The following is a 26,139-nucleotide window of genomic DNA, read 5'->3' on the forward strand; positions in this document are numbered from 1 at the left end:
CTTTCCAGAGCCCAACTCTCATCGACTCGAATCTGTCGTACGCTGCGTACAGCTGCGGGTGGGAGGTTGAGAAGGTGTCGCACAGGGTTCGATAGTGTGAGGCCGTTGAGGTGTTGAGCCATTTTTCAAAATCGACACTGAAATTAGTGCCACGAGTGAGGTGGTGAGTGGCGAGTAACGCCTCGTGGCTATTCGATCGCGTCCATTCGTTGATGCTATTTATTCGCACCAGCAGGTCGTCGCGCGCTCGACTCTCCAGTGCGCGGGCATGGCTTCTGGCCTCTCGCCTTGCCTGGCTTCTCCCGCCTATAACCACTGCGGCAAGCGTCGCTGCAGACCCTAATACTGCCGCCCCGGCTGTTAGTGCTGCACTCAACCAGTCCACGTGGGCACCTTCCTCAGCGAGGCGCAGCGGGTTCTCCACAGCAACTATGCGCTCCGGCGTCAAGTGCGCACGCATTTGATCAATCGGTTCGGGTGGTCCCCCCGCATTGGCCGTCAGAGATCGCCCTATTCGGGCGACGTGTTGTACTGGTCGAGCGTCGCCTTGGACGTGGAGGCATCCCGGAAGGTCAGCTCCCACGGGCCGGTGTTGACGTCCATGTCCTTGCCGAACCCGACCCACTTCCCGGCCATTCGTCGACCGGTGGGCTCCACCAGTAACTGGATCGCGCCGTGGTACCGGGCTCCCCGGTAGTAGCCGGCCGGGTCGGTCTGCTCCACCCAGGTGCCGGTGACCACGGCACCGTCCACGGTGAGATCCATTGACAGCGACGAGGCCGCCGAGCCGGGCAGGCTGCGCACGGTCAGTCGATCCCCATGCTGGAGTACGACCACGAAGTGTTGCCCTGCGAATGATTCTCCCCGGCCGCTGGAGTGGTATTGGTAGCGGCTGAGCCACACGCCCTCGTACGACCCGTGGACCGCGAGTGGCTTGGGCGTTGGCGTAGCCAGGCTGGACATGGGCGAGGTCAGGTCGTGGCCACCGTGTTGGTCATCGATGACATGACCATTGGATATCGCGGCGAAGCCGAGCAGCGAGACCGGCAGGCCGGTGACGACCTCCAGGGCGCGGGCGTACCCGGACCGCGGTGCGGCGATCGCGCCAGGCTCCCCGCGCTGGACGAGTCTCGTTGGCCTCGCCGACGCGACGGCCGGCGGCCTGGAGCGCGCGGGCGAAGTCGTCCTGGCTCCTGTGCATCCCCGAGTGGACCGCAAGCAGGGCGGTGTTCAGGGCGTTCATGTCAACCACGATAGCGTTGGGTCATCCGACTGTCACCCTGGGTGCACTTCCAATTATCAGCCGGCGCTGTAGGTGGTGATAGGCCATGACGACTGTCCCTTGCGGCGGCGGCAATGAGAGCGTCCAATCGGCAGGGAACCGTAATTGCTCGATGTACCGTCCGTAGCAGTGGTCCGCCGAGTTGGTGTGACTGTCCTGCTTCTCGATTGGGGTGCCGACGTGTCGCAGGTCGATCCGCGCTTCGGTGCCCAGCTTCGCGCGCTACGGACCAGCAAAGGGCTGTCTTTGCGGGCGCTAGGTCAGCTCGCACATCGGGGCAAGAGCCACCTGCACGATCTGGAGACCGGGGCGAAGGCCCCCACCCCGGCGACGGCGAGGCACCTCGACGAAGTGCTGCGAGCCGATGGGGCGCTCCTCCGTCTGGTGGACGAGCCCGTCGACCACGACACCGAGGCTGGGGAGTTGCTGGCTCGGGTGCGGGTCAGCGATGTCAGTGCCGAGACGCTCGCTCGGATCGAGGCGGGTGTGGACGACCTGGCAAGCGCGTACGCGCTCGTGCGACCGGTCGACCTGCTGCCAATGGTGCGGCGTCAGTTGGCCTATGTGGGGCGGTTGCTCGACGGTCGTGGGACGTTGGCGCAGCGGCGGCGGCTCATCGTTGCCGCTGGTTGGCTGACCGTGCTGCGGGCGACGGTGCACATCGATCTGCTGCAACAGCCCGCAGCAGACTCTCATCTGCGCACCGCCATGGCTCTTGCCGAGCATGCCGAGCATTCGGAGATCCAGGCGTGGTGTTTGGAGACGCAGGCGTGGGACTGGCTCACCCGGGGCGACTGCCGGCGGGCGATGGACCTGTCGCGGCAGGCGCAGTGGGTTGCGCCACGAGGTAGTTCGGCGTATATCCAGGCGACTGCCCAGGAGGCGCGGGTGTGGGCGCGGTTAGCTGACGTGCGGCGGACTCGTGATGCGCTGGATCGTCTGGAGCGGCTGACAGCCAACTTGCCGGTGCCTGAGCGGGCCGAGCACCACTATCGGTACGACCCGACAAAGGCGTTGGCGTATACGGCGACCACGCTGTCGTGGGCTGGTGACCCGGCCGCCGAGCAGATGGCCCGGACTGCCTTGGCCGAATTGGATCCTCGCGGCGATGGTGGTGAGCGGCCGCGGCGCTCTGCTTCCGCCCGTCTGGATCTCGCGATGGCACTGTTGGCCGCCGACCAGCCGGACGAGGCCAGCGTCGTTGCCGCCGATGCGATCCGGTCGGGGCGAGTGGTGTCTTCGAACTGGTGGCGGGCGCGGGAAGTGCTCTGGAAGGTCGAGCGCACCGGGACGGTGGAGGCGGCAGCATTGCGCGAGGTTTACGCGGCGCACCGGCCCGTGACTCGATAGCGGACGGCACGTGGAAGCAGCGGACACACGCTAGAGCTGGGTGGACAAGGTCGAGCGCGGGGTCCGTTCCCTGGAACGGGTGTCGACCATCCGGGAGATCGCGGCGGTGCTGCGGGTCGACGCCGCAGCCCTGCTCGGTCGTGATGTCCAGCCCGTCGGGGTGGCCGAGCGTCGCGAGGGCGTGGCGCGGATTCGGGCCGCGCTGTCGGCGTACCCACTGGCTTTTGGTCGACCGGCGGACCGGGAGGTGATGTCGCCCGATCGGTTGGCTCGGGAGGTGCGGCACGCGTGGATGACCTTCCAGCATGCCCGGTACCCGCGCCTGGTCGAGTTGCTGCCCCCAGTGGTGACCGAGGTTCATCGCGCCCATGCGCAGGACCCGCAGACCCGGCGCGCGACGGTGGTGGAGGCGTATCGGGTGACGGCGGCGCTGCTGGTCAAGCTGGACGAGGGGAGCCTCGCCTGGTTGGCCGCTGACCGGGCGATGTCCGCCGCCGCCGGTGACCGGGTGTTGTTGGCCTGCGCGGCGGTGCAGTTGGGCCAGGCGCTGCGGGCATCGGCGCGGGCAGGGCCGGTGATGCTCGCTGCCGCTTCCCAGATCGCCTCCGGCGCGCCGGAGGCGATTTCGCTGCGTGGATCGCTGCTCGTGCAGGCCGGTCTGATCGCGGCCAGGGCCGGCGACGACCGGGTGGTCGGTGAGCTGCTGGACGAGACCGCCGAGCTGGCTGATCAGGTGGGTGACGGACACGACCATTACCGGACGGCGTTCGGGCCGACGGCCGTCGAGCTGGCACGGGTCGCCGCCGCCGTGGAGCTGGGGGACGGGCCGCAGGCGGTCGCCCGGCACGAAGAGGCAATGGGGCGGGACGGGTGGCGGTGGCTGCCGGTCGAGCACCGCGCCGCGCACCTGATCGATGCGGCGCGCGCGTACCTCCTGACGGACGACCCCGCCAACGCGGCCCGGGTCCTGTTGCGGGCCGACCGCATCGCACCCGCCGAGATCCGCGACCGACCAGCCGCCCGAGGCGTGGTTGCCCAGGTCGCCTGTGACCCGGACGCCCCATCGACGATCACGCAGCTCGCCATCGGCCTCGGAATGCTGTGAGTCTGCGGCCTACCCCAGGGGAGTACCCCCCGATTCAGGCGGGGCGATCGCCGTCCGCCAGGGCGTCAGCTCCGACGCTGGCATCGCGACGCGCAGTCTTGACAACGCTGTGCGACCGTCAAATAATTCAGCCGTTGAACAAATTTGCCCGTTGCCGTGACCTGCCACGACGATGACTAGATCTGGTTCGGCTCGGACTCGACCGCCCGCGACGAACACAACGCCCGCTCGTCCGGATCGCCGTCGCTTACCTGATCCGCCCCCTCCCAATCACGCCATCTGACCAGTCATCGACAACCCCCGGGAGGAACGGTGCCGCTCGTCGCCGGGGTCGACTCGTCGACCCAGTCATGCAAGGTCGTCATCCGCGACGCCGAGACCGGGAAGCTGGTACGCGAGGGTCGCGCACCGCACCCGCGCGGCACCGCTGTGCCGCCGGCCGCGTGGGAGGCGGCGCTGTCCGACGCGGTCGCACAGGCTGGCGGTCTGGACGACGTGGCGGCCGCCTCGGTCGCCGGGCAGCAGCAAGGCATGGTGTGCCTGGACGCCGAAGGGGCCGTGGTTCGGGACGCCTTGCTGTGGAACGACACCCGCTCGGCCGGTGCCGCCGTCGACCTGATCTCGGATCTCGGCGGCGGCGAGGCCGGGCGGCGAGCCTGGGCGGAGGCGGTCGGCCTGGTGCCGGTGGCCAGCTTCACCGTCAGCAAGCTGCGCTGGCTGGCCTCGGTCGAGCCGGAGAACGCCGCCCGTACGGCTGCGGTGTGTCTGCCGCACGACTGGCTGACCTGGCGTCTGGCCGGCGCGCCGGGGCTGGATGCTCTGCGCACCGACCGCAGCGACGCCAGCGGAACCGGGTACTGGTCGGCCGCGACCGGTGCGTACCGTTCGGACCTGATCCAGTTGGCGTTCGGTCGGGATGGCTTGCTGCTGCCGCAGGTGCTCGGGCCGACCGACCGGGCCGGGCACCTGCGCACCGGCGCGCCGCTGGGTCCCGGCGCTGGCGACTGCGCCGCGGCGGCGCTGGGTGTCGGCGCCGAATCGGGCGACGTCATCGTGTCGATCGGCACCTCTGGCATCGTGTCGACCGTTTCTGACGTGCCGGCCGCCGACGCGAGCGGAATCGTGGCCGGGTTCGCCGATACGACCGGCCGTTTCCTGCCGGTGGTGTGCACGCTCAACGCCGCCCGGGTGCTGGACGCGGCTGCGACCATGCTGCGGGTGGGCCATGCGGAGCTGTCCGCGCTGGCGCTGTCCGCCCCGCCGGGCGCCGACGGGCTGGCCCTGGTGCCCTACCTGGAGGGGGAGCGCACACCGAACCGCCCACACGCCACCGGAGCCGTGCACGGCCTGACCCTGCGGACCTCGACACCCGCGCACCTGGCCCGTGCGGCGGTGGAGGGCATTCTGTGCTCACTCGCCGACGGGCTGGATGCGATGATCGCGCAGGGCGCGACGGTCAACCGGGTCGTCCTGGTCGGCGGCGGCGCCCGCTCGGAGGCGGTGCGCCGGATCGCGCCTACGGTCTTCGGCTGCCCCGTGCTCGTCCCTCCACCGATGGGGGAGTACGTCGCGGACGGCGCCGCCCGCCAGGCGGCCTGGGTGGTGTCGGGCGGGCAGCGACCGCCGGCGTGGACGGTCGGGCAGGTCGAGGTGTACGACGCCGACGCCGTGCCGGCAGTCCGCGAGCGGTACGCCGACGCCCGCGCAAACGCCCTCGACCACGCTCACTGACGGCACGTCCGAGCAGGAGTTCCCGGATTAAGGCTCGGCATGGTTCCTGACCTCAAGGAGTTGCCGATGCGCGTCACCGTCCGGCTCGCGGCGTTTTTCCCCCCGCCGCCTGACCAGGTGAGCCAACGTGTCGGGCCGCGGAACGTCAATCAGGCGGCCGGCACGGCGGACGCGCGCAGTGCCTCGGCCAGCCACTCGTAGGGGAACCGCTCCGGCGGCGCGTCGTTCACTGTGCCGATCAACTCCAGGTACCTGTCGAACGGCCCCTCCTGCTCCGGCGGCGTGCGGTCCCACTCCGCGCCCTTGCGCATCTGGTCGGCGGCCTGGATCCGGAACTCGGGCGTGTCCGGGATCCCGGGGCTGTCCGGCGTCGCGAAGATGCCGGTCAGCCACCCGATCCACTGGTCGGCGATCTCCCGGCCCCTGGGCGAGTCCGGCGACACCCGCTCACGCGCCGCGTCCATCACCGGCTGGCCGATCGCCGCGCCCTCCTCCAGGGCGTCCAGCATCGGCGACGAGGTCATCAGCGGCCCGGCCCCGGTGGTGCACGCCTCGTGCAACTCACGGCGTACGGTCTGCCGGACCTCGGTGTCCCGGACCAGTTCGGCCAGTTCGATCCACGCCTCCAGCTGGGCAGCGGTGGGATGGTCGGGCAGCTCCGGTCGGGCCGCCCGCCACCACTCGACCATCCGCTCCGGCGGCTCCCAGCCGGCGGAGACCTCGGTCCAGAACTCGTCGATCAGCCGGTCGCGTTCCTCGTCCGACATGCCGACCAGTTTGTGCATCAGCGTGACCTGCTCGGCAGTGGAGTCCTGCCGCAGGATGGCCGACAGCACCGCGCGCCGGCTGCGCAGCCGTGCCTCCTGCCGTGCCAGCAGGGCCAGGTGGGTGGCGGCCAGCTCTCGTAGCGGCGCCTCGCCGGCAAGCACCCGCCGGATCTCGTCCAGGCCGGCGTCGAGTTCCCGCAGCGTCCGGACCAGTTCCAGCCGGGCGATGGCCGACACGTCGTACCGGCGGTGGCCGGCCGGCGTGCTGGCGGCCGGCATGACGACACCGGCGTCCGCGTAGTACCGGACCGCGCTGACGCTCAGGCCGGTCCGCCGGGCGACATCTCCGATGGTGTACAGCTCGTTTCCGTCCACGACGCCCACTATGCGATCTCAAGCGGCTTGAGATGCAAGCCCCTCATCGAGTTTTCGCTGCGGCGGATCAGGGGACGATCACCACGCCGCCGCGCACGCCGCCTTGGGCCAGCCGCTCGTGGGCGGTCGCCGCGTCGGCGAAGGGGTACACGTCGGCGACCCGGAGCGGGATGTCGCCGCTGGTGACGAGTTTGACCAGTTCGCCCAGCCGGGTTCCGTCCGGTGGCACCTCCAGCGCGACGGTCCGGATTCCGCGCACCGGCTCCGGGCGAAGCGGTGGTGACGCGGCCAGGTAGCCGCCGCCGTCCCGAATGAGGTCCAGCAACGAGGAGCCGATCACCGCCAGGTCGATGACCGCGTCGAATGTCCCCGTCGGATCGTCGGCGCGCGACAGGAACGCGGCACCCAGCGACTCGACGAACTCGCGGTCGTCGGCTCCGGCGAGTCCCGTGGCGTGCAGACCGGCCGTCCGGGCCAGCGCCAGAACGAACCCACCGACCTGCCCGGCGGCGCCGGTGACGAGCACTGTCGAACCCGCGGGGAGCGCGAGCAGGTCGAGTGCCTGGGCGGCGGCGAGGCCATTGGTCGGCAGGGTCGCCGCCTCGGTGGCGGGGACACCGGCGGGCGCGGAGGTCAGCCAGGCGGCGTCGAGGACCACGTACTCCGCGTGGGCGCCGACAGTGGTTTGCAGCCACGGCGAGAAGCCGATGACCACGTCGCCGATCGTGAACTCGTCGACCGACGGGCCGACCGCGTCGACGTTGCCGGCGACGTCCCAACCCGGCGTGTACGGCAGGCCGGTCGGCAACGGGGCCGGGAACCGCCCGGCGCGGACCATCAGATCGACCGGGTGTACTACCGACGCGGCGACCCGCACCCGCACCTGCCCGGGCCCGGGCTCGGGCACCGGCACCTCGGCCACCTGCAGGACCTCCGGCCCTCCGAACTCCGCATAGCTGATTGCGCGCATCGCCGTCTCCTTCGTGGGATTTCGTGATCACCACGACCGTACGAATCATCGGCACTATGAGAAAGTAGGTACCTTAAAGTGCCTAGGGCACCAACGGAGGTAAGAATGGCGACGTCGACCGCAGCGCAACGCCGCGAACAGGCCAAACGTGACTACGACGCGTTCCTGGAGCAGTGCCCGACCCGTGAGCTGTTGAGCAGGCTCACCGACAAGTGGGTCGCCCTGGTGATCCCGGCGCTCGTCAGCGGCCCGCAGCGGCACGGCGAGCTCGCCCAGCGCATCGCTGGCGTCAGCCAGAAGATGCTCACCCAGACCCTGCGCACCCTGGAGCGCGACGGCCTGGTCACCCGCACGGTCACTGCCTCGGTGCCGGTCCGCGTCGACTACGAGCTCACCCCGCTCGGCCATGAACTGTTCCCGGTCATGATCGCGATCAAGAACTGGGCGGAGACGCACATGGACCGCGTCTTCGAAGCCCGGACCCAGTACGACGCACGCCCCTGAGAACTGAGGAGACGTCTCGCCCGGGGTTGAGCCCGCCGAGGGCTCGCGAGATTGTCGCTGGTGGAGGCTAGGGTCCGCGTCGTGGACGACACCTCGACGGCCCGGCAGGCCGCCCACGCCTACGTTGATCTTCTAGAGCGCCGCGACTGGTCCGGGTTGGCAGTCCTGCTCACCGATGACGTGGTCTACGAGATGCCGCAGACTCGGGAGCGCATTCGCGGCAAGGACGCGTTCCTGCGGTTCAACACCGAGTATCCCGGCGACTGGCACCTCCGGCCGCGACGGGTGATCGCCGATGGCCGGGTCGCCGCCCTGTTGCTCGACGTTCGCGTCGGTGACGAGCGGCAGGACGCGTGCGTCTGGCTGGAGATGTCCGAGCATGGGCTGATCAGCAAGATCATCGACTACTGGCCGGAACCGTACGATCCGCCACAGGGCCGGGAACACCTCGTGGAACGTTGGTGATCGTCAGCCTGCCGCAGCGGGCCAGGTGCCGCGGGCGTGGCGGGTTCACCCCAGATGGGTACGGAGGAAGTCGAGTTTCAGGGCGTCTCTACTCAGCGCTCCCCGCGGAGCCGGCGGGGCGCGGCAGCACCAACGCTTGAGCGGCGATGACGCGTTCGCCGTCGAAGGTCAGCGCCGGCGACCCGTGCAGCCGATAGCCCTGATCGAGAAGCGCGCTGACGCGGGCGCAGAACTCAGCATCATCGGGCCCGGTGATGAGGCGGTAGCCGAGGGGCTTCGTGAAATCCGACACCGCCGAATTGTCCCTGCTCGGATGCCAGAGCGTGGTCCCGGCTGACATCCCGTCTTGTTGCGCGCGGGGCTGTGCGTTCAGGAACGACCGATGGCGCGGTCCAGGAAATCGTGGATCATCGGCGCAGCGATGTCGAGCTCGGTGTGCCGAACCCACTTATCGAATGCTGCCTACAGCAGGTGGGTCCGGAGGAAGTCGAGTTCCAGGGGAAGCAGCCGCTCGGCGGTGCCGTTCGCGGCCAGGTGGGTGGCCCCGGTCAACGGCAGCACGGCGTGCGGTCGGCCGGTGCTCAGCAGGGCAGCCGAGAGCCGGAGCGTGTGCGCGGCCACCACGTTGTCGTCGGCCATGCCGTGCACCAGCAGCAACGGCCGGGCCTGGTCCGGGCTGGTGACCGGCTCGGCGGCCAACTCGACGAGCGAGTGGTGCGCGTAGATGTCCAGGCCGTCTTCCGGCAACCCCAGATAACGCTCGGTGTACGCGGTGTCGTACAGCGCCCAGTCGGTCACCGGGGCACCCGCGATCCCGCACCGGAACAGCTCCGGGTGTCGCAGCACCGCCAACCCGGCCAACCACCCGCCGAACGACCAACCGCGCACCCCTACCCGGCCCAGGTCCAGGTCCGGGTGCTTGCCGGCGAGCGCGGTGAGCGCGTCGATCTGGTCGGTCAGGATCACGTCGGCGACCCGCCGGTGGATCGCCTTCTCGAACGACGGCGCCACGCCCGGCGTACCCCGGTTGTCGATGGTGACCACCGCGAACCCGGCGTCGGCCCACCACTGCCGCTCCAACCACGCGGCCCGCGCCGCCACGACCTCCTGGTGCCCCGGGCCGCCGTAGATGTCCAGCAGCACCGGCAGCCGCCGGCCCGTCACGTGGTTGTCGGGATAGAGCACCGCCGCCGGCAGCCGCCGATCGGTCACCCGTTCCAGCAGTGGTAGTGGAGCGTACGGCGGGACGGCGGCGAACGAGCGCAGCTCGGCGATCTCCTGATCGCCGCGGCGCACCGTCCAGCGCACCCCGGCGTGATCCAACGACGCGACGCCGACGGCCAGCACGTCCCCGCCCACCGCTGCGGTGTACCAGCCGGAGTCGGTGGTGAGCCGGCGCGCGTCCACCCCACCGCCGATGGTGGTGCGGACCCGGAACAGGTGCCGTTCGCTCGGCTCGCCGTCGCTCGCCTCCACCAGCAGGTCCGCCGGGCCGGTGGCGGCCGGAAGCCGACCCACCACCCGTCGTACGTACAGCGACGGCGGGGTGAGCAGGGTGCCGTCCGCGAACAGGCACCGGGCGTCGTACCCGTCGTGGGCCAGTTCCCCACCGACCAGCACCCGGCCGTCCGGCAGGTGCGCGGGCGTGCCGGCGATCGGCTCGACCCAGCGCGGATCGGCCAGCTCGGCGTGCACCTGCGTCTCACCAGTGCGCGGGTCCACCGCCAGCACCAGCCCGTGCTGCTGCGAGCGGCGCAGCACTGTGATCAACGGACTGCCCTCACCCCAGCTGACTCCGGTCAGGTACGGGTAGGTCTCCCGGTCCCAGTGCACGTCGACCCAGCCGTCGTCCAGGTCCAGCAGGTGCAGGCTGACCTCCGCGTTCGGGCCACCGGCCCGGGGGTACGCGACAGCGGTCGGCGGGCTCGCCGGCTCGGCCGGGTCGTGCAGGTGCCACCGCTCCAGGCGGGACTCGTCGACCCGGGCGGCGAGCACCGAACGGCTGTCGGGCGCCCACCAGTACCCCCGGAACCGGCCGAACTCCTCTGCCGCGATGTGCTCGGCCAACCCCCAGCTCACCCCGGCGTCCTCGCCGGCCAGCAGGGTGTCGGTGCCGTCGGGGTCGATCACCCGCAGCTCACCCCGGCGCACACCCTCGGCGGCGTCCGTCACGTACGCCAGCCGCTGCCCGCTCGGGTCCGGGCGAGGGTCCAGCACCGGGCCGACGGCCGCCACCTCCACCACGTCGCCGTGCACCAGATCGGCCCGGAACAACCGCCCGGCCAGCGCGAACACCGCAACCCGGCCGGCCGCGTCCAACGCGTACGAGCCGATGCCGGCGGCGCTGAGCCGCAGCCGCTCGCGTAGCGCGCGTTCGCCGGGGGAGAGGGAGCGGACGTCCCCGCCCTCGCCCAGCAGGGTCGCCGGGTCGGCGACCAGCCGCTCCTCGCCGGTGGCCACGTCCAGCAGCCAGAGCGCGTCCGCCGGATCCTCGGGGCCGGCGGAGCGCAGGAAGATCACCCGGGAGCCGTCCTCAGCCACCGAGACAGCGCGTGGCGCGCCGTGGCTGAACCGGCGGGTGCGGGCGGCCAGCTCCGGAAAGTCCACAGCCCAAATCGTAGAGCGGGAGCGGGGGTGATGTGGCCGACCTGGGCGGACGCGTCAGCGTCGGCCGGGGGAGAACCGCCGGTTAGAGTGACCGTCGTGACGATGCTGCCCGACCGCCGCCTGCTGCTGGTCCACGCGCACCCCGACGACGAGTCGATCGGCACCGGCTCGACGATGGCCCACTACGCCGCCGACGGCGCGCACGTCACGCTGGTGACCTGCACGCTCGGCGAGGAGGGCGAGATCCACGTGCCCGCGCTGGCGCAGCTCGCCGCCGCCGAGGCCGACCAGCTCGGCGGATACCGCGTGGCCGAGCTGGCCGCCGCGTGCGCCGCGCTCGGCGTCAGCGACCACCGCTTCCTCGGCGGCGCCGGCCGCTACCGTGACTCGGGGATGATGGGGCTCGCGACAAACGAGCACCCCCGGGCCTTCTGGCAGGCCGACCTCGACGAGGCCGCCGGGCACCTCGTGGAGATCATGCGGCAGGTACGCCCGCAGGTGCTCGTCACGTACGACCCGAACGGCTTCTACGGCCACCCCGACCACATCCAGGCGCACCGGGTGGCCATGCGCGCCGTCGAGTTGGCCACCGCCGAGGGCTGCGCCCCGCTCAAGGTCTACTGGACGGCCCTGCCGCTCAGCGTCCTGGAGGCCGGCATGACGCATTTCGCCGAGTCCTCCGACAACCCGTTCGGCGGCATCGAGAACATCGCCGACCTGCCCTTCGGCACCCCGGACGCCCAGATCGCCGCCCGGATCGACGGCACCGACCAGCACACGGCCAAGGAGGCCGCGATGCGGGCGCACGCCACCCAGATCCCGGCCAACTCGTGGCTCTACTCGATCGCCGGCAACTTCGGTGGCGAGTTCATGGGCGTGGAGTTCTTCACCCTCGCGGTCGGTGAGAAGGGCCCGGGCGCCGGGCCGTACGGCTGGGAGGACGACCTCTTCGCCGGCCTGCCCGCGGAGACCGCCCCGGACCGGTCCCCGGTCGCGGCGGCGGGTCTGCGGTGACAGTGCCGGCCGCACCGATGACGGTCGAGGAGGACCAGGAAGCCCCGCCCCCAGCGGGGCCACCGCCGCGACTGCTGGACCTGGGCGTCCGGCTGGTCGGTGGGATCGTCGTGGTCCTCGCCGGTGTGCTGACCGGCGTACTGGAGCTGCTGCTCGCCACGCTCCGCGTCGGCGGGCACCTGGTCGGCGTGTCGGTGCTCCTCGCCATCGGCGCCAACATCCTGCTGAGCTGGTTCGCGTACGAGGCGGTGGGCCGTCGCTGGGCGGTGGCGCTGCCGGCGGTGCCGTGGTTCGCGCTGATGGCGGTCGCCGCCATCCGGACCAACGAGGGTGACCTGTTGCTGGCCGGCGACAACTGGGTCGGGCTGGCCATGATCGTGGCCGGCGCGATGACCTTCGCGGTGATGGGCTTCCGGCAGATCCTCGCCCCGCAGCCGACCACGCTCGGCGGCTGACGCCGCGCTGGTTTGGTTGCTGCCGGGTGATGACGGCTCCCAGGTAAGGGTGGTAGATATTCCTGCCAGGGATGCGAGCCCCGCGACGGGGCGTACGGCAGGAGGGTCCGGCGATGGACAAGCGGTGGCGTGACCTCGGGGTGCTCGTAGCAGCGCTGTTCGCGGTCAACGTGGTCGCCCGACTGATCACCCGGTTCGGCTTCGACGGTGACGACACCGCCGCCGACCGGGTATCGCTGGCGATGTTCACGGTGATCGGCCTGATCCTCGCCGTGGTCGCCTTCCGCTGGGGCCGACGCCGGCCGCTGGCGGGCTGGGCCGCCGACATGGCTCTCGTGGTGCCGGTGGCGATGCTGCTGACCGTGCTGGTCGGGCCCCTGCTGGTCGGTCACAACCCGTTCGCCGGCGGCGCTGGGACGTTCTTCGCCCAGATCTGGCTCTACCTGCTCGCCACCGGCGCCGGGTTGCTGATCGGCTACCTGGTGCTCACCGCGCTCGGCCGTGACTACCGCTCTCAGCAGCTCAAGCGGTACGCGGAGGTCAAGGCCGCGAAGCCCCGCCGCGTCGTCCGCCGCTGACACCCGGCCGTCCCGACGTTGTGGCCGCCCGGCCGCCGCCTTGCCCGGCGGCGGCCGAGGTCAGTTCGGGGCGACCCGGGTCAGGTAGGTGTGGTGGGTGACGAGGCCGAGCCGCTGGTAGAGCGCGACCGCCGCCGTGTTGCGCTGCTCGACCTGGAGGAACGCGTGCGTCGCGCCACCCGACACGCCCCAACTGGCCAGCTCGTGGATCACGCGGCGGGCCAACCCCTGACGGCGGGCCGCCGGTACCACCTCGATCAGGCTGAGGCCCAACCAGCGCCCCTGGCCGGTCACCGTGCCGCGGCCGACGGCCACCAGGGCGTTGTCGGCGTACACGTGGGCGAAGCGGACCTGGTCCACGGCGGTGAGGACGTGCCGGGCGGCGTCCGGCAGACCTCCCTTGCGGCCGGCGGCGATGGCCAACCACTCGTCGCTGGGCGCGGTGGCCAGCTCGACGACCGCACTGGCCCACCTGTCGGCCCGGCCGCTGTCGGGTGTCGACGCCGGCAGGGGCAGTGGCGCGGTCTGCACCAGCGTCGGCGGGCGGGTGCCCCAGCCGCGGGCGTCAAGTTCGGCGCCGACCGGAGCGGCGAGGGGCAGCGGCGTGTTGATCAACGCGGGTTGCCCCAGCTCGGCGTACCAGCGCTCCACCGCGTCGACAGCGGCGGCCAGTGGCCGGTCCGGGTCGCCGATCGGCAGCGCCGAGTTGGCGCGCCCGGTCCAGCCCTCGGCCGACCGGAGCAGCCAGTCACCGAGTCTGCCCCGGGTCGGTGCCGGCCAGGCCTCGTCGGCGGCGCGTTCCAGCGCCACGACCGCCGCGGCGGTCGGCCGACGGGTCGGCGGAACGCGCTTGGCGCGGTGCACCTGCGCCACCGGCACCCGAAGCGGCCCCTGAGCGGTGGCCAGCGTGAGATGAGTCTCGCTCAGCTCGACCAGCTCGCCGAGGGCATCGGAAAATTGTGGGCGGCCTTCGCGAATCCCCACAATCCGGCGGACCACGATTCGGTGTCCCACATCCTGCTGTCGGAGCACGATCGACCCCCTCCCCGGCGAGATACTAGGCTCTTACCGTCGCGGGAGATCGCGGCGAGTCTTGCGGAGGAGAAGACCGGTGACCTACATCATCGCCGAGCCGTGCGTAGATGTGCTCGACAAGGCATGCATCGAGGAGTGCCCGGTCGACTGCATTTACGAGGGCAATCGGATGCTCTACATCCACCCCGACGAGTGCGTCGACTGTGGTGCCTGTGAGCCCGTCTGCCCCGTGGAGGCGATCTTCTACGAGGACGACGTCCCGGAGCAGTGGAAGGACTACACCGGCGCGAACTACGAGTTCTTCGAGGACCTGGGCTCGCCCGGTGGCGCCTCGAAGGTCGGCAAGGTGGAGAAGGACGCCACCTTCGTCGCCGCGCAGCCGCCGCGCGGCGAGGGCCACTGAACCGGCCCGCGCCGGTCTCGTCGCGGCTGCCCGAGTTCACCTGGGACACCCTGGACGCCGCGGCCACGCTGGCCGCGGCGCATCCGGAGGGCCTGATCAACCTCTCCATGGGTACGCCGGTCGACCAGGTGCCCGAGGTGATCCGGCGGGCGTTGGCTGACGCGTCCGATGCTCCCGGTTACCCGCTGACCGCCGGCACCCCGGCGCTGCGGGCCGCGATCACGGCGTGGGTGTCCCGAGCCTGCGGCGCCGGCGTCGACGGTCTCGGTGTGCTGCCGACCATCGGCTCGAAGGAGCTGGTGGCCTGGCTGCCCACGCTGCTCGGCATCGGCCCGGGTGACGTGGTGGTGGTGCCGTCGATCGCGTACCCCACCTACGAGGATGGCGCCCGGCTGGCCGGTGCCACAGTCGTTCGTACCGACTCGCTCACCTCGCTCGGGCCGACCCCGCGGGTCCGGTTGGTCTGGGTCAACTCGCCCGGCAACCCGACCGGCCGGGTGTTGCCCGCGGCGCACCTGCGCAAGGTGGTCGACTGGGCCCGCGAACGTGGCGCGGTGGTCGCGAGCGACGAGTGCTACCTGCCTCTGGGCTGGTCGGCCGACCCGGTGTCGGTGTTGTCTCCGCAGGTCAGCGGGGGCAGCTATGCCGGGGTGCTGGCCGTGCACTCGCTCTCCAAGCGGTCCAACCTCGCCGGCTACCGGGCCGGCTTCGTCGCAGGCGACCCGGCGCTCGTCGCCGAGCTGCTCAAGGTCCGCAAGCACGCCGGCATGATCGTGCCCGGGCCGGTGCAGGCGGCCATGGTGGCCGCGCTGGAGGACGAGCGACACGCCGAGGAGCAGCGTGAGCGTTACCGCGCCCGGCGGGAGGTGCTCGCCGCGGCGTTCACCGGTGCCGGGTTCACCGTCGAGCACTCCGAGGCGGGCCTGTACCTCTGGCTGACCAGGGGCGAGGACTGCTGGCAGACGGTCGACTGGCTGGCCCGACGCGGCATCCTGGTCGCGGCCGGCGTCTTCTACGGCCCGACGGCCGGGCAGCATGTCCGGGTCGCGCTGACCGAGTCCGACGAGCACATCGCCGGCGTCGCGGCGCGCCTCACCTGATCGCGGCTCCGGGACGGTCGAGCGTGGTGGACAGGCCAGGTGCGCGGATGCGGGCGGCGGTCGTCGGCACCGGCCTGATCGGTGGCTCGGTGCTGCTCCGGATGGTCGCCGCCGGCATCGACGTCATCGGGTGGGACCCGGACGAGGCCACCCGGCGGGAGACCCGCCGGGTGGGCGTACCCGCGCCGGACCGCCTGGTCGAGGCGGTGACCGACCGGGACGTGGTCTTCCTGTGCGGGCCGTTGCCCACCCTGCCGGCGACGCTGCTCGAGGTGGCGGCGATGACCGGTGAGCGTTGTGTGCTGACCGACGTCGGTAGCACCAAGGAGCAGGTGGCGGCGTTCGCCGCCGCGCAGGGGCTGACGCACCGGTTCGTGCCCGGCCACCCGATGGCGGGCACCGACCGGGCGGGCTTGACGGCCGCGCGACCGGACCTGCTCACCGGCGCGGCCTGGGTGCTCTGTCCGGCTCCCGGCCCGGCCACCACCGCGTTCCGTTGGCTGGCCGAGCTGCTGGTGGAGGTCTTCGAAGCCCGGGTGGTGCCGATGTCCGCCGCGGAGCACGACTCGGCCGCCGCGCTCGCCTCACACGTGCCGCACCTGCTCGCCGGCGCGCTGGCCGGCGCCGTGCACCGCGCACCGCTGCGCGACGCGATCCTCGCGCTCGCCGCCGGCAGCTTCTCCGACGGCACCCGGGTCGCCGGAACCCCGGCCGATCGGACCGCCAACATGCTGCTCGGCAACCGGGACCGGGTGCTGCGTGAGCTGGCCGGGGTGACCGCGTTCCTGGACGACCTCACCGCCGCGCTGCGCGCCGACGACGCCGCGGCGCTCACCGCACGCTACGACGAGGCGCGGGCCTCCCGGGTGGCGCTGCGCGACCGGCGGTTCGACGCGTACGACCGGCAGTTCCCGGCCGGTGGTGACCACGCCGCAGAGGTGTCCTGGTTGCGCGAGCTGGGGGTGGCCGGCGGCTACCTGACCGGCCTGCACGCCGACGCGGACACTGTCTCCTACGCGGCAAGGCGCCCCGTCGCTGACTAGGCTGAGGGGCATGGCGGTGGATGGTCCGGTGGTGCAGGTGCGCGGCGAGGCGTACCGGGAGGTGCCGCCCGAACTGGCCCGGTTCGCGGTCACCGCGACAGCCCGCGACCGGGACCGGGAGGCGACGCTGACCCGGTTGGCCGAGCGGGCCGCAGCGGTCCGGGTGCTGCTGGACGGTTCCGGGCCGGCGGTGGCCCGGCGGGAGACCGGCGACCTGCGGGTGCGTCCGGAGACCCGGCGCTCGGGTGAGCGGGTGGTCGCCTGGCACGGCAGTGTCACCACCACCGTCACTGTCACCGACTTCACCGCGCTGGGTGAGCTGATGCTCCGGCTCGCCGACCAGGACCAGGTCGAGGTGGCCGGTCCGTGGTGGGAGCTTCGTCCGGACAGCCCCGCCCATCGTGCGGCCCGGCATGCCGCGATCAGCGACGCACTGCTGCGGGCCCGGGAGTACGCGGAGGCGCTGGGTGCCCGGGTCACCTCGTTGATCGAGCTGGCCGACGCGGGCCCCGCCGACCGGCCGATGTTCGCCCGTGCGGCCTTTGCCGGGGGTGGTGGCGCGGGCGGTGGTCCGCCGGAGCTCGAGCTGGACCCGCAGCCACAGACTGTGCAGGCGGCGGTGCAGGCGCGGTTCACCATCAGCGACCCGGTTCTGGGCTGATGCCGCCGGCCCGGGTGCTGTCCGCCGACGAGTTGGTGGCGCGGGCGTCGGTGCTCGCCGAGGCCGGCCCGCGACAACTGCTCGGCATCGCCGGCGCACCGGGCGCCGGGAAGTCCACCCTGGCGGAGCGGATCGTCGCCGAGATCGGGTCGGCCGCCCGCCTGGTGCCGATGGACGGCTTCCACCTGGCGCAGTCGCAACTGGTTCGCCTGGGCCTCGCCGACCGCAAGGGCGCCGTGGACACCTTCGACGCCAACGGGTACGTCTCGCTGCTGCGCCGGCTGCACCGGTTGGAGCCGACGTCGGTCTACGCGCCGGAGTTCCGCCGGGAGCTGGAGGAGCCGGTGGCCGGCGCGATCGAGGTGCCGCCGTCGGTCCGGCTGGTGGTGACGGAGGGCAACTACCTGCTGTTGTCGGATTTCCCCTGGCAGGAGATCCGACCGCTGCTGCACGAGGCGTGGTTTCTCGACCTGGACGCCGAGGTGCGGCACCGCCGGCTGACCGCCCGGCACGAGGCGTTCGGTCGGTCCGCGGAGCAGGCGCGGGCGTGGGCGCTGGGTAGCGACGAGTCGAACGCCGCTCTGATCACCCCCACCGCCGACCGGGCCGACCTGGTCGTCCGCCTGTCGGATCCGCCGACGGTCTAGCCGAGTTCGCGGACCGGCCGGGCCGGGTTGCCGACGGCCACCACGTTGGCGGGCAGGTCCCGGGTGACCACCGCGCCCGCGCCGACGACGGTGTCCGCGCCGATCGTCACGCCGGCCAGCACGATCGCGCCACCGCCGAGCCACACGTTGTCGCCAATGGTGATCGGCTTGGCCGCCTCCCACTTGTCCCGTCGCGGGCCGGGCTCGACCGGATGCGTCGGGGTGAGTAGCTGCACGTTCGGCCCGACCTGAACGTCCGCGCCGAGGGTGATCGGGGCGACGTCGAGGAAGACCGCGTTGTAGTTGACGAAGCTGCGCGGGCCGATCCGGATCTGCCAGCCGTAGTCGCAGTAGAACGGTGGGCGGACCCAGGTGTCCTCGCCCAGTTCGCCGAGCAGTTCACGCAGTGCGGCGATCCGGGCCTGCGGATCGGCCGCGGGACTGGTGTTGAAGCGCTCCATCAGCCGGGCGGCCCGGTCCAGATCGGCGATGATATCGGGATCGTCGGCGATGTATGGCTCGCCGGCGAGCATCTTGTCCTTCATGGAGGTCACCGCCCGATCATGCCGGCCCGGTTCGTCGGCTCGTGGCGGGTCCGTCACTTTTCGGTCTTCTTTTTGCATACTCAGTATGCAATTCTGGGTTGTCAATGTGACTCCATCCATCAAGACGCTTGACCAGGAGGATCCGTTGCACCAGGGAAGAAGATTGGCCGCTCTCGGCCTCGTGTTCGCGCTGGCGCTCTCCGCGCCGGCTCCCGTCTCAGCCGCACCCGCCGTGCCCACCCCACCGGTTGGCGCCGGCCCACAGTCCACTGCGGGTGGACCCACCGCCAACCGCTCGACCACCGTCACGCTGATCACCGGTGACCGGGTCACCGTCACCACGTCCGGCGCTTCGGTCCGGCCTGGCCCCGGCCGCGAGGACGTGCAGTTCCTGGTCCAGCGCGAGCGCGGACGCCTCACAGTGACGCCGACGGACGCGGTGCCGTTGCTGCGCTCCGGCCGGGTGGACCGGCGACTCTTCGACGTCACCGGGCTGGTCGAGGCGGGTTACGACGACGCCCACCGCAACACCCTGCCGCTGCTGGTGGAGTACGGCTCGACGGGGACCGCCCGGCGTGCCTCGGCCGCCCTGCCCGGCACGCGGCTGACCCGCGACCTGCCGGTGATTCGCGGTGCCGCCCTGAACAGCGACAAGTCTTCCCTCGGCGGGGTCTGGGAGGCGGTCACCAGCGGTCCCGCCGGGGCTCGGCTCGACGCGGCGGGGGGCGTCGAGCGGATCTGGCTGGACGGCCGTCGACGGGTGACCCTCGACCACAGCGTGCCCCAGATCGGCGCGCCCGCCGCCTGGGCGGCCGGGTTCACCGGCGCGGGAGTGTCCGTCGCGGTGCTGGACACCGGCGTCGACGCGACCCACCCGGATCTGGCCGGCAAGGTGGCCGAGGCGCGCAACTTCACCGAGGTCGCCGACGCTCGGGACATGGTCGGCCACGGCACCCACGTGGCCTCGACCATCGCGGGCAGCGGCGCCGCTGCCGGCGGGAAGTACCGGGGTGTGGCGCCGGACGCGACGCTGCTGGACGGCAAGGTCTGTGAGGACACCGGCTGCTCCGATTCGGCGATCCTCGCCGGCATGCAGTGGGCCGCGGTGGAGAAGAAGGCCGCCGTGGTCAACATGAGCCTCAGCGGCTGGGACACCCCGGAGGCCGACCCGCTGGAGGAGGCGGTGCAGACCCTGACCGCCCAGACCGGCACCCTCTTCGTCCTCGCCGCCGGCAACGACGGCATGGACGGCTCGGTCGGCTCCCCGGCCAGCGCCGACGCCGGGCTCGCCGTGGGCGCGGTGGACCGCGACGACGAACTGGCCGACTTCTCCAGCCGTGGCCCGCGAGTCGGCGACGACGCGCTGAAGCCGGACATCACCGCGCCCGGCGTCGACATCGTCGCCGCGCGGTCAGCCAACGGCGTCATCGGCGATCCGGTGGGGGACCGCTACGTCACGCTCTCCGGCACCTCGATGGCCACCCCGCACGTGGCCGGTTCGGCCGCGCTGCTGGCCCAGCAGCACCCGGGATGGCGGGCCGACCGGCTCAAGGCCACCCTGATGGCAGCCGCCAAGCCACACCCGGACCAGACCGCCTACCAGCAGGGTGCCGGGCGGATCGACGTCGCACACGCGATCACCCAGCAGCTCACCACCGACCCGGTCAGCGTCTCGTTCGGACGTACGCTCTGGCCGCACGGTGACGACGCCCCGATCACCCGCACGGTGACCTGGCGCAACGACGGTCCGGCGGCGGTCACCGTGGACCTGAGCATCGAGGGCGCCGGCCCCGGCGGTCGGGCGCTACCGGCTGGCCTGTTCCAGTTGGGCGCCAGCCAACTCACAGTGCCGGCGGGCGGCACGGCCGCCACGACCGTCACCACCGACACCCGGCTCGGCGACGCCGACGGGTACTGGACCGGGCGGATCGTGGCCCGGTCCGGTGCGGCGGTCGCTGTCACCCCGCTGGCCGTGCACCGGGAGGTGGAGAGCTACACGCTCACCGTGGAGCACCTGAACCGCGCCGGCGCGCGCACCGCGGACCACTGGACGTCCCTCGTCGGAATGGACACCTACGGCTTCTGGGACCTCGTCAGTTCCGACGGGGTGGCCACCGCGCGGGTGCCCAAGGGGCACTACGGCCTCAGTGGCCTCGTCTTCGAGCCCGGTCCGGAGGATGAGCAGCCCGGGATGTCCCTGTTGATGCAGCCCGAGGTGGCCATCGAGCGGGACACCCGGATCGTCGTGGACGCCCGCCGGGCCAAGCCGGTGCGGACGACCGTTCCGGACCGGACCGCCGTCCCGCAACTGATCGACCTCAGCGGCAACTTCACCGCCGACGACGGCAGTGGGTACGGCGTCGGGCTCTGGGCGGAGACGTTCACCGGCCTGACCAGCGGTCAGCTCGGCAAGCAGGTTTCCGCCGACAAGTTCGTCGCCACCGTCAGCAGTAACTGGACCACGCCGGACTCGGCCAACAGCCCGTACCTGTACTCGCTGGCCGAGGCGATCCCGGGCCGGATGCCCACCGGGTTCGTCCGCGACTACGCCCGACGGGACCTGGCCACCGTCGTGCACAAGTTCCGCGGTGGCTACCCGGGCATGGAGGCCGAGCGGATCGTGCTCCCCGAGCTGGAGTACAACGTCGGCTACTCGGCCGTGATCCTGCCCACCGTCGTGCCCGGCCAGCGGGTCGAGTACTACAACACCATGGGCGTGAAGTGGGAATCCGAGGTCCTCTTCGGAACGGTGGACGAGGAAGGGTGGTTGATCCCGAAGGCAGCGCTCTTCTCCACCCCCACCGCGTACCGGGCCGGACGGACGGTCCACGAGATCTGGAACCAGGCGCCGTACACGCCGTCCTTCCCGACCCCGCGCTGGCCGCACCAAAGCGTCAGCCGAATCGGCGACACCATAGTGGTCGACGTGCCGATGTTCAGTGACGCGGCCGGGCATCCGGGCTTCTCGCTGAGCGACAGTGAGCACACCAAGCTCTGGCGCAACGGCACGCTGGTCGGCGAGAGCGAGTACGCCGGCTACGGGGAGTTCGCAGTGCCACCGGGCGCGGCGGACTACCGGCTCGTCACGTCGTCGAAGCGAAGCTTCACCGACCTGAGCACCGCTGTGGAGTCCAGTTGGACCTTCCGGTCGAGGCACGTCGCCGGTGAGACGCCGGTCCGACTGCCGCTGTCGGCGGTGCGCTTCGCGCCGTCGCTGCGGGTCGACAACAGCGCTCCGGCCGGTCAGGGCTTCGTCGTACCGGTCCGGGTGCAACGGCAGCCCGGCGCGCCGGCCACCCGGGTGGAGAAGCTCGCCGTCGACGTCTCGTACGACGGCGGAAAGACCTGGGGCAGGGCGAAGCTGGTCCGCACCTCCGCCGACGGCTGGTCGGCTCTGTTGCGGCATCCGGCCGGACCCGGCTACGTGTCGCTGCGGGCCACCGCCCGGGACACCGCCGGCAACACGGTGACCCAACGGATCATCCAGGCGTACCGGTTGCGCTGAGGCGTACCCCGTCCGGGTCCGCGGCCGAACGTCGCGGACCCGGCGGGGCCCGTCAGTCGTTGGCGTGCAGAGCGGCGTTCAGCTCGATGCCCCGGCCGGTGCGCGGTCGGGCCTCCAGCCCCCCGGTGACCGAGTTGCGCCAGAACAGCAGGCCGTCGACGCCGGACAGCTCCCGGGCCTTGACCACCCGGCCGTCGGGGAGCGTGATCTTCGACGCGGCGGTGATGTAGCAGCCGGCCTCGACCACACAGTCGTCGCCGAGTGAGATCCCGACGCCGGCGTTCGCGCCGACCAGGCTCCGCTCACCAATGCTGATCTTGTCGGTGCCGCCGCCGGAGAGGGTGCCCATGATGGAGGCCCCGCCGCCGATGTCGGAGCCGTCGCCGACCAGCACGCCCTGCACGATCCGCCCCTCGACCATCGAGGTGCCGACGGTGCCGGCGTTGAAGTTCACGAAGCCCTCGTGCATCACTGTGGTGCCGGCGGCCAGGTGCGCGCCGAGGCGGACCCGGTCGGCGTCGGCGATCCGCACACCGGAGGGCACCACGTAGTCGGTCATCCGGGGGAACTTGTCGACCCCGTACACCGCCAGGTGCCGGCCGGCGGCCCGCTCGATCACCCGCAGCTCGTCCACCCGCTCCGGGGGGCACGGCCCGGCGGACGTCCAGGCCACGTTGGCCAGCTTGCCGAAGATGCCGTCCAGGTTGAGCTGGTTGGGTCGCACCAGGCGGTGCGAGAGCAGGTGCAACCGGAGGTACGCGTCGGACGCGTCCTTGATCGGGTCGTCCAGCGAGCCGATCACGGTCACCACCTGCACGGTACGCAGACCGGGCAGGGACCGGTCACCGAGCGCGGCCGGCGGCAGGTCGAGCACGTCCGCCTTGTCCTCGCCGGCGACCAGCGGCAGCTCGCCCAGGCCCAGCTTGCCGGTCGGGTACCAGGTATCGAGCACCTGCTCGTCTGCGGTGACCGTAGCCAGGCCGATGCCCCAGGCGGAATCTGCGGACGTCACTGTTACACCTCTCGGTCACTGCCGGGCCGACCTCGGCTCGCTCCTCGCGCTGACAGACCTGAAGGTACCGTGCGAACCATGGAGAACCCGCTGACCCCCGAGGTCCTCGCCGATCCGGTGCAGCTGACCCGCGCTCTGGTCGACATAGAGTCCGTGTCCCTCAACGAGAAGGCGATCGCCGACTGTGTCGAAGAGGTGCTGCGGGGCGTACCGCACCTGACCACCCACCGGCACGGCAACACTGTGATGGCGCGTACCGACCTCGGTCGGTCGCAGCGTGTCGTGCTGGCCGGGCACCTCGACACGGTGCCGTTGAACAACAACTTTCCGTCGACCATGCGCGGCGACCTGATGTACGGCTGCGGCACCTCCGACATGAAGTCCGGCACCGCGTACGCGCTGCACCTGGCGGTGACGCTGCCCGAGCCGCGCTACGACGTGACGTACTTCTTCTACGAGGCCGAGGAGATCGAGTCCCGGTACAACGGGCTCAACCTCGTCGCCCAGGCATTCCCGCAGTGGTTGCAGGCGGACTTCGCGGTGCTGCTGGAGCCGACGTACGGCATCGTCGAGGCGGGCTGCCAGGGCACGATGCGCTCGGTGGTCACCACGACCGGCGTACGCGCCCACTCGGCGCGCTCCTGGCACGGGGTCAACGCCATCCACGCCGCCGGCGAGGTGCTGCGACGCCTCCAGACGTACGAGGCACGCCGGGTCACCATCGACGGGTGCGACTACCGCGAGGGCATGAACGCGGTACGGATCAACGGTGGGGTGGCCGGCAACGTGGTTCCCGACCTCTGTGAGGTCGAGGTCAACTACCGGTTCGCCCCGGACCGCACCCCGGCCGAGGCGGAGGCGCACCTGCGTGAGGTGTTCGCCGGCTTCGAGGTGACCGTCACCGACACCGCTGCCGGTGCCGCGCCCGGGCTCGACGCGGCCCCCGCGAAGGAGTTCCTGGCGGCGGTCGGCGCCGCGCCGATCGGCAAGCTGGGCTGGACGGACGTGGCCCGGTTCGCGGCGATGGGCATTCCCGCGCTGAACTTCGGCCCGGGCGACCCGAACCTCGCCCACCACCCCGACGAGCACGTCGAGATCAGCAAGATCCGCGATGGTGCGGCAACCCTGCACCGCTGGCTGGCCCCGGCCTGACCCTGGTCGCCCCGTCGCGTCCGGTCGCCCCGGTGATCAAGAGGTTTGCGTCAGCCTGGCCCGTTGTCGGCGACGCAAACCTCTTGATCGGCTCCGGAGGGGGTGGGGGAGGTGGGGATTGGGTTCTGCTGGCGGGTGCGGCGGCGTTCGGCCACCACGTCTCGGATCCGTCGCTGCATCTGGCGACGGATCCGGATCATCTCGCTGTTACTGATCACGCTGTCTCCTCCCCCGAAGGCGCGCGCCGGGGCATACCCGGTATGTGAATAGTAAGACGTACGGGAGCGCCGAATAGTTGCCCATGATCCCGAACAATTTCTCGGCGTCCCCGCCCCGCGCACCCGGCCGGTGCTGCTCCACTACGGTTGCCCCATGAGCCAGAGCAACGGGCGGGAGGCCGGTCGCGGTCCGGGACAGGAGCGGCATCGCGGTGCGGTCACCCTGCGCAGAGGGGCGATCCCGAGCAGCACCGCCGACCAGCGACTGCTGGATTCACGGGGGCGGGATGACTGGAAGACCAAGGACGCCTGGCGCGCGCTGCGCATCCTCGCCGAGTTCGTCGAGGGTTTCGACACCCTCGCCGACGTGCCGTCCGCGGTCAGCGTCTTCGGTTCCGCACGCAGCGCGCCGGACAGCGCCGAGTGCCAGTTGGCCGAGCAGCTGGGCGGTGCGCTGGCCCGAGCCGGCTACGCGGTGATCACCGGAGGTGGGCCCGGCGTGATGGAGGCCGCCAACCGGGGCGCCAGCGAGGCCGGTGGGCTCTCCGTGGGTCTCGGCATCGAGCTTCCGTTCGAGCAGGGCATCAACGACTGGGTCGACCTGGCCATCGACTTCCGTTACTTCTTCGCCCGTAAGACGATGTTCGTCAAGTACGCCCAGGCGTTCGTCGTGCTGCCCGGCGGGTTCGGCACCATGGACGAGTTGTTCGAGGCGCTCACCCTGGTGCAGACCGGCAAGGTCACCCGGTTCCCGGTGGTGCTCATGGGCGTCGCCTACTGGCAGGGCCTGCTGGACTGGCTGCGCGGCACGATGGCCGCCACCGGCAAGATCGGGCCGGTCGACCTGGACCTGATCTGCCTCACCGACGACGTCAACGAGGCGGTCCGGTACATCGTCGAATCGGAGGCCGCGCTCTCCGCCGAGCAGGAGGCCGTTCGCGAGGAGGCTGTCGCGCGCACCGGCGCAGACCAGCAGGCCGCCGCCGAGCAGGCTCGGGACCACGACTGATGGCGGCGATCTGCGTCTTCTGCGCCTCCTCTCGTACCCTCGATCAGCGCTGGTTGGATCTGGCCGCCGAGACCGGCGCGGAGCTGGCCCGACGCGGGCACACGCTGGTCAGCGGTGGTGGCTGCGTCGGCATGATGGGCGCGCTGGCGGACGGCGCCCGATCCGCCGGTGGGCGCACCGTCGGCGTGATCCCGCAGTCGCTGGTCGACCTGGAGGTCGCCGACCTGGCCTCGGACGAACTGCTGGTGACCGACTCGATGGCCAGCCGCAAGACCCTGATGATCGACAAGTCGGACGCCTTCCTCACCCTGCCCGGCGGGCTGGGCACCCTGGACGAGTTGTTCGAGGTCTGGACCACCGCCACCCTCGCCCTGCACGCCAAGCCGATGGTGCTGATCGACACCGACGGGTTCTACCGCCCCCTGCTGGACTGGCTCGACGCGCTGGCCGACCAGACCTTCCTCAAGCCCGCCGGCCGCGATCTCCTGACGGTCACCACCACCGTCACCGAGGCCCTCGATGTCCTGGAATCCCACCTGACCTGACCACCCCGCTCCGGTTGGGCCGCGGTGATCATGGAGTTGGCGACGCCGCCGTCGGCGTGTC

Annotated in this window: 24 protein-coding genes and 1 pseudogene; 17 read left to right on the forward strand and 8 right to left on the reverse strand. The window is 71.4% G+C overall.

Translation table 11 applies throughout. The annotated features are described in order from the left end of the window. Window positions 1-510: 510 nt before the first annotated feature. A pseudogene (locus tag ABZ794_RS17165) lies at window positions 511-1,243 on the reverse strand (XRE family transcriptional regulator). Window positions 1,244-1,429: 186 nt separating this feature from the next. Here ABZ794_RS17165 and ABZ794_RS17170 point away from each other — a divergent pair. The 3 genes from ABZ794_RS17170 (at window position 1,430) to ABZ794_RS17180 (ending at window position 5,468) form a co-directional block, all read left to right on the forward strand. Further along, window positions 1,430-2,632, forward strand: a complete 1,203-nt coding sequence (locus ABZ794_RS17170; RefSeq protein WP_307850649.1) for a helix-turn-helix transcriptional regulator — start codon at window positions 1,430-1,432, stop codon at window positions 2,630-2,632. A gap of 40 nt (window positions 2,633-2,672) precedes the next feature. Then, window positions 2,673-3,737 (forward strand): XRE family transcriptional regulator, encoded by a 1,065-nt coding sequence (locus ABZ794_RS17175; RefSeq protein ID WP_357516220.1) that lies wholly within the window; start codon window positions 2,673-2,675, stop codon window positions 3,735-3,737. Window positions 3,738-4,049: 312 nt separating this feature from the next. After that, the gene (locus ABZ794_RS17180) at window positions 4,050-5,468 is read left to right on the forward strand and encodes an FGGY-family carbohydrate kinase (protein ID WP_357516222.1); all 1,419 of its coding nucleotides are present in this window, start codon (window positions 4,050-4,052) and stop codon (window positions 5,466-5,468) included. Between the two features lie 149 nt (window positions 5,469-5,617). Here the strand turns inward: ABZ794_RS17180 and ABZ794_RS17185 are convergent, their stop codons facing one another. Both ABZ794_RS17185 and ABZ794_RS17190 read right to left on the reverse strand, forming a co-directional pair. Beyond that, entirely contained in the window at window positions 5,618-6,610 is a 993-nt protein-coding gene (locus ABZ794_RS17185; RefSeq protein ID WP_238690270.1) for a MerR family transcriptional regulator, read from the reverse strand. A 67-nt stretch (window positions 6,611-6,677) separates the two neighbouring features. Then, the gene (locus tag ABZ794_RS17190; RefSeq protein ID WP_357516224.1) at window positions 6,678-7,580 is read right to left on the reverse strand and encodes an NADP-dependent oxidoreductase; all 903 of its coding nucleotides are present in this window, start codon (window positions 7,578-7,580) and stop codon (window positions 6,678-6,680) included. A gap of 105 nt (window positions 7,581-7,685) precedes the next feature. Between ABZ794_RS17190 and ABZ794_RS17195 the strand changes: the two genes are divergently transcribed. Continuing rightward, a complete protein-coding gene (locus tag ABZ794_RS17195; RefSeq protein WP_210785879.1) occupies window positions 7,686-8,084 on the forward strand; it encodes a helix-turn-helix domain-containing protein in 399 nt (132 codons plus the stop codon). Window positions 8,085-8,135: 51 nt separating this feature from the next. Further along, window positions 8,136-8,549: a nuclear transport factor 2 family protein gene (locus ABZ794_RS17200; RefSeq protein ID WP_210785878.1), complete on the forward strand. Its 414-nt coding sequence runs from the start codon at window positions 8,136-8,138 to the stop codon at window positions 8,547-8,549. 88 nt (window positions 8,550-8,637) lie between these two features. Here ABZ794_RS17200 and ABZ794_RS17205 read toward each other — a convergent pair whose 3' ends face one another. Both ABZ794_RS17205 and ABZ794_RS17210 read right to left on the reverse strand, forming a co-directional pair. Continuing rightward, complete coding sequence (locus ABZ794_RS17205; protein ID WP_307850648.1) at window positions 8,638-8,841, reverse strand: DUF1737 domain-containing protein; 204 nt, start codon at window positions 8,839-8,841, stop codon at window positions 8,638-8,640. 170 nt (window positions 8,842-9,011) lie between these two features. Further along, on the reverse strand, window positions 9,012-11,156 hold the full coding sequence (locus tag ABZ794_RS17210) for a prolyl oligopeptidase family serine peptidase (RefSeq protein WP_357516227.1): 2,145 nt from the start codon (window positions 11,154-11,156) through the stop codon (window positions 9,012-9,014). 87 nt (window positions 11,157-11,243) lie between these two features. On the opposite strand from ABZ794_RS17210, the gene mshB reads away from it, so the two are divergent. The 3 genes from mshB to ABZ794_RS17225 all read left to right on the forward strand — a co-directional run bounded on the left by mshB (window position 11,244) and on the right by ABZ794_RS17225 (window position 13,203). Beyond that, window positions 11,244-12,170 carry an N-acetyl-1-D-myo-inositol-2-amino-2-deoxy-alpha-D-glucopyranoside deacetylase gene (gene mshB / locus ABZ794_RS17215; protein ID WP_357516229.1) on the forward strand — a complete coding sequence of 309 codons (927 nt, stop codon included), beginning with the start codon at window positions 11,244-11,246 and terminating at the stop codon, window positions 12,168-12,170. Between the two features lie 17 nt (window positions 12,171-12,187). Continuing rightward, a complete protein-coding gene (locus tag ABZ794_RS17220; RefSeq protein ID WP_210785874.1) occupies window positions 12,188-12,625 on the forward strand; it encodes a hypothetical protein in 438 nt (145 codons plus the stop codon). Between the two features lie 113 nt (window positions 12,626-12,738). Continuing rightward, window positions 12,739-13,203, forward strand: a complete 465-nt coding sequence (locus ABZ794_RS17225) for a hypothetical protein (protein ID WP_210785873.1) — start codon at window positions 12,739-12,741, stop codon at window positions 13,201-13,203. A 60-nt stretch (window positions 13,204-13,263) separates the two neighbouring features. On the opposite strand, the gene ABZ794_RS17230 is transcribed toward ABZ794_RS17225, so the two are convergent. Then, window positions 13,264-14,235, reverse strand: coding sequence for a GNAT family N-acetyltransferase (locus ABZ794_RS17230; RefSeq protein ID WP_238690263.1), 972 nt, complete (start codon window positions 14,233-14,235; stop codon window positions 13,264-13,266). A gap of 79 nt (window positions 14,236-14,314) precedes the next feature. Here ABZ794_RS17230 and fdxA point away from each other — a divergent pair, with 79 nt between their 5' ends. Genes fdxA through ABZ794_RS17255 form a run of 5 tightly spaced genes read left to right on the forward strand, consistent with a single transcriptional unit; the run spans window position 14,315 to window position 18,092 of the window. Continuing rightward, on the forward strand, window positions 14,315-14,641 hold the full coding sequence (fdxA, locus tag ABZ794_RS17235; RefSeq protein ID WP_030490464.1) for a ferredoxin: 327 nt from the start codon (window positions 14,315-14,317) through the stop codon (window positions 14,639-14,641). Next, window positions 14,638-15,741 carry a succinyldiaminopimelate transaminase gene (gene dapC, locus ABZ794_RS17240; protein WP_357516312.1) on the forward strand — a complete coding sequence of 368 codons (1,104 nt, stop codon included), beginning with the start codon at window positions 14,638-14,640 and terminating at the stop codon, window positions 15,739-15,741. Before fdxA ends, dapC begins: the two co-directional genes overlap by 4 nt. A gap of 47 nt (window positions 15,742-15,788) precedes the next feature. Further along, a complete protein-coding gene (locus ABZ794_RS17245) occupies window positions 15,789-16,784 on the forward strand; it encodes a prephenate dehydrogenase/arogenate dehydrogenase family protein (protein ID WP_357516232.1) in 996 nt (331 codons plus the stop codon). Window positions 16,785-16,794: 10 nt separating this feature from the next. Beyond that, entirely contained in the window at window positions 16,795-17,445 is a 651-nt protein-coding gene (locus tag ABZ794_RS17250) for an SIMPL domain-containing protein (protein ID WP_091406191.1), read from the forward strand. Continuing rightward, window positions 17,445-18,092 (forward strand): nucleoside/nucleotide kinase family protein, encoded by a 648-nt coding sequence (locus tag ABZ794_RS17255; RefSeq protein WP_210785870.1) that lies wholly within the window; start codon window positions 17,445-17,447, stop codon window positions 18,090-18,092. Before ABZ794_RS17250 ends, ABZ794_RS17255 begins: the two co-directional genes overlap by 1 nt. Here ABZ794_RS17255 and ABZ794_RS17260 read toward each other — a convergent pair. After that, window positions 18,089-18,646 (reverse strand): sugar O-acetyltransferase, encoded by a 558-nt coding sequence (locus ABZ794_RS17260; protein WP_238690261.1) that lies wholly within the window; start codon window positions 18,644-18,646, stop codon window positions 18,089-18,091. The genes ABZ794_RS17255 and ABZ794_RS17260 overlap by 4 nt on opposite strands. 76 nt (window positions 18,647-18,722) lie before the next feature. Between ABZ794_RS17260 and ABZ794_RS17265 the strand changes: the two genes are divergently transcribed. After that, window positions 18,723-22,142: a S8 family serine peptidase gene (locus tag ABZ794_RS17265; protein WP_357516235.1), complete on the forward strand. Its 3,420-nt coding sequence runs from the start codon at window positions 18,723-18,725 to the stop codon at window positions 22,140-22,142. 52 nt (window positions 22,143-22,194) lie between these two features. Here the strand turns inward: ABZ794_RS17265 and dapD are convergent, their stop codons facing one another. Continuing rightward, the gene (gene dapD, locus ABZ794_RS17270; protein ID WP_091406183.1) at window positions 22,195-23,154 is read right to left on the reverse strand and encodes a 2,3,4,5-tetrahydropyridine-2,6-dicarboxylate N-succinyltransferase; all 960 of its coding nucleotides are present in this window, start codon (window positions 23,152-23,154) and stop codon (window positions 22,195-22,197) included. A gap of 78 nt (window positions 23,155-23,232) precedes the next feature. On the opposite strand from dapD, the gene dapE reads away from it, so the two are divergent. The 3 genes from dapE to ABZ794_RS17285 all read left to right on the forward strand — a co-directional run bounded on the left by dapE (window position 23,233) and on the right by ABZ794_RS17285 (window position 26,078). After that, window positions 23,233-24,306, forward strand: a complete 1,074-nt coding sequence (gene dapE / locus ABZ794_RS17275) for a succinyl-diaminopimelate desuccinylase (RefSeq protein ID WP_238690259.1) — start codon at window positions 23,233-23,235, stop codon at window positions 24,304-24,306. 372 nt (window positions 24,307-24,678) lie between these two features. Beyond that, window positions 24,679-25,533 carry a TIGR00730 family Rossman fold protein gene (locus ABZ794_RS17280; RefSeq protein ID WP_357516238.1) on the forward strand — a complete coding sequence of 285 codons (855 nt, stop codon included), beginning with the start codon at window positions 24,679-24,681 and terminating at the stop codon, window positions 25,531-25,533. Further along, complete coding sequence (locus tag ABZ794_RS17285) at window positions 25,533-26,078, forward strand: TIGR00730 family Rossman fold protein (RefSeq protein ID WP_091406178.1); 546 nt, start codon at window positions 25,533-25,535, stop codon at window positions 26,076-26,078. The genes ABZ794_RS17280 and ABZ794_RS17285 overlap by 1 nt, the downstream gene beginning before the upstream one ends. The last annotated feature ends 61 nt before the right edge of the window (window positions 26,079-26,139 follow it).

Source organism: Micromonospora sp. NPDC047187 (genome assembly GCF_040643355.1).
Classification (GTDB): domain Bacteria; phylum Actinomycetota; class Actinomycetes; order Mycobacteriales; family Micromonosporaceae; genus Micromonospora; species Micromonospora salmantinae.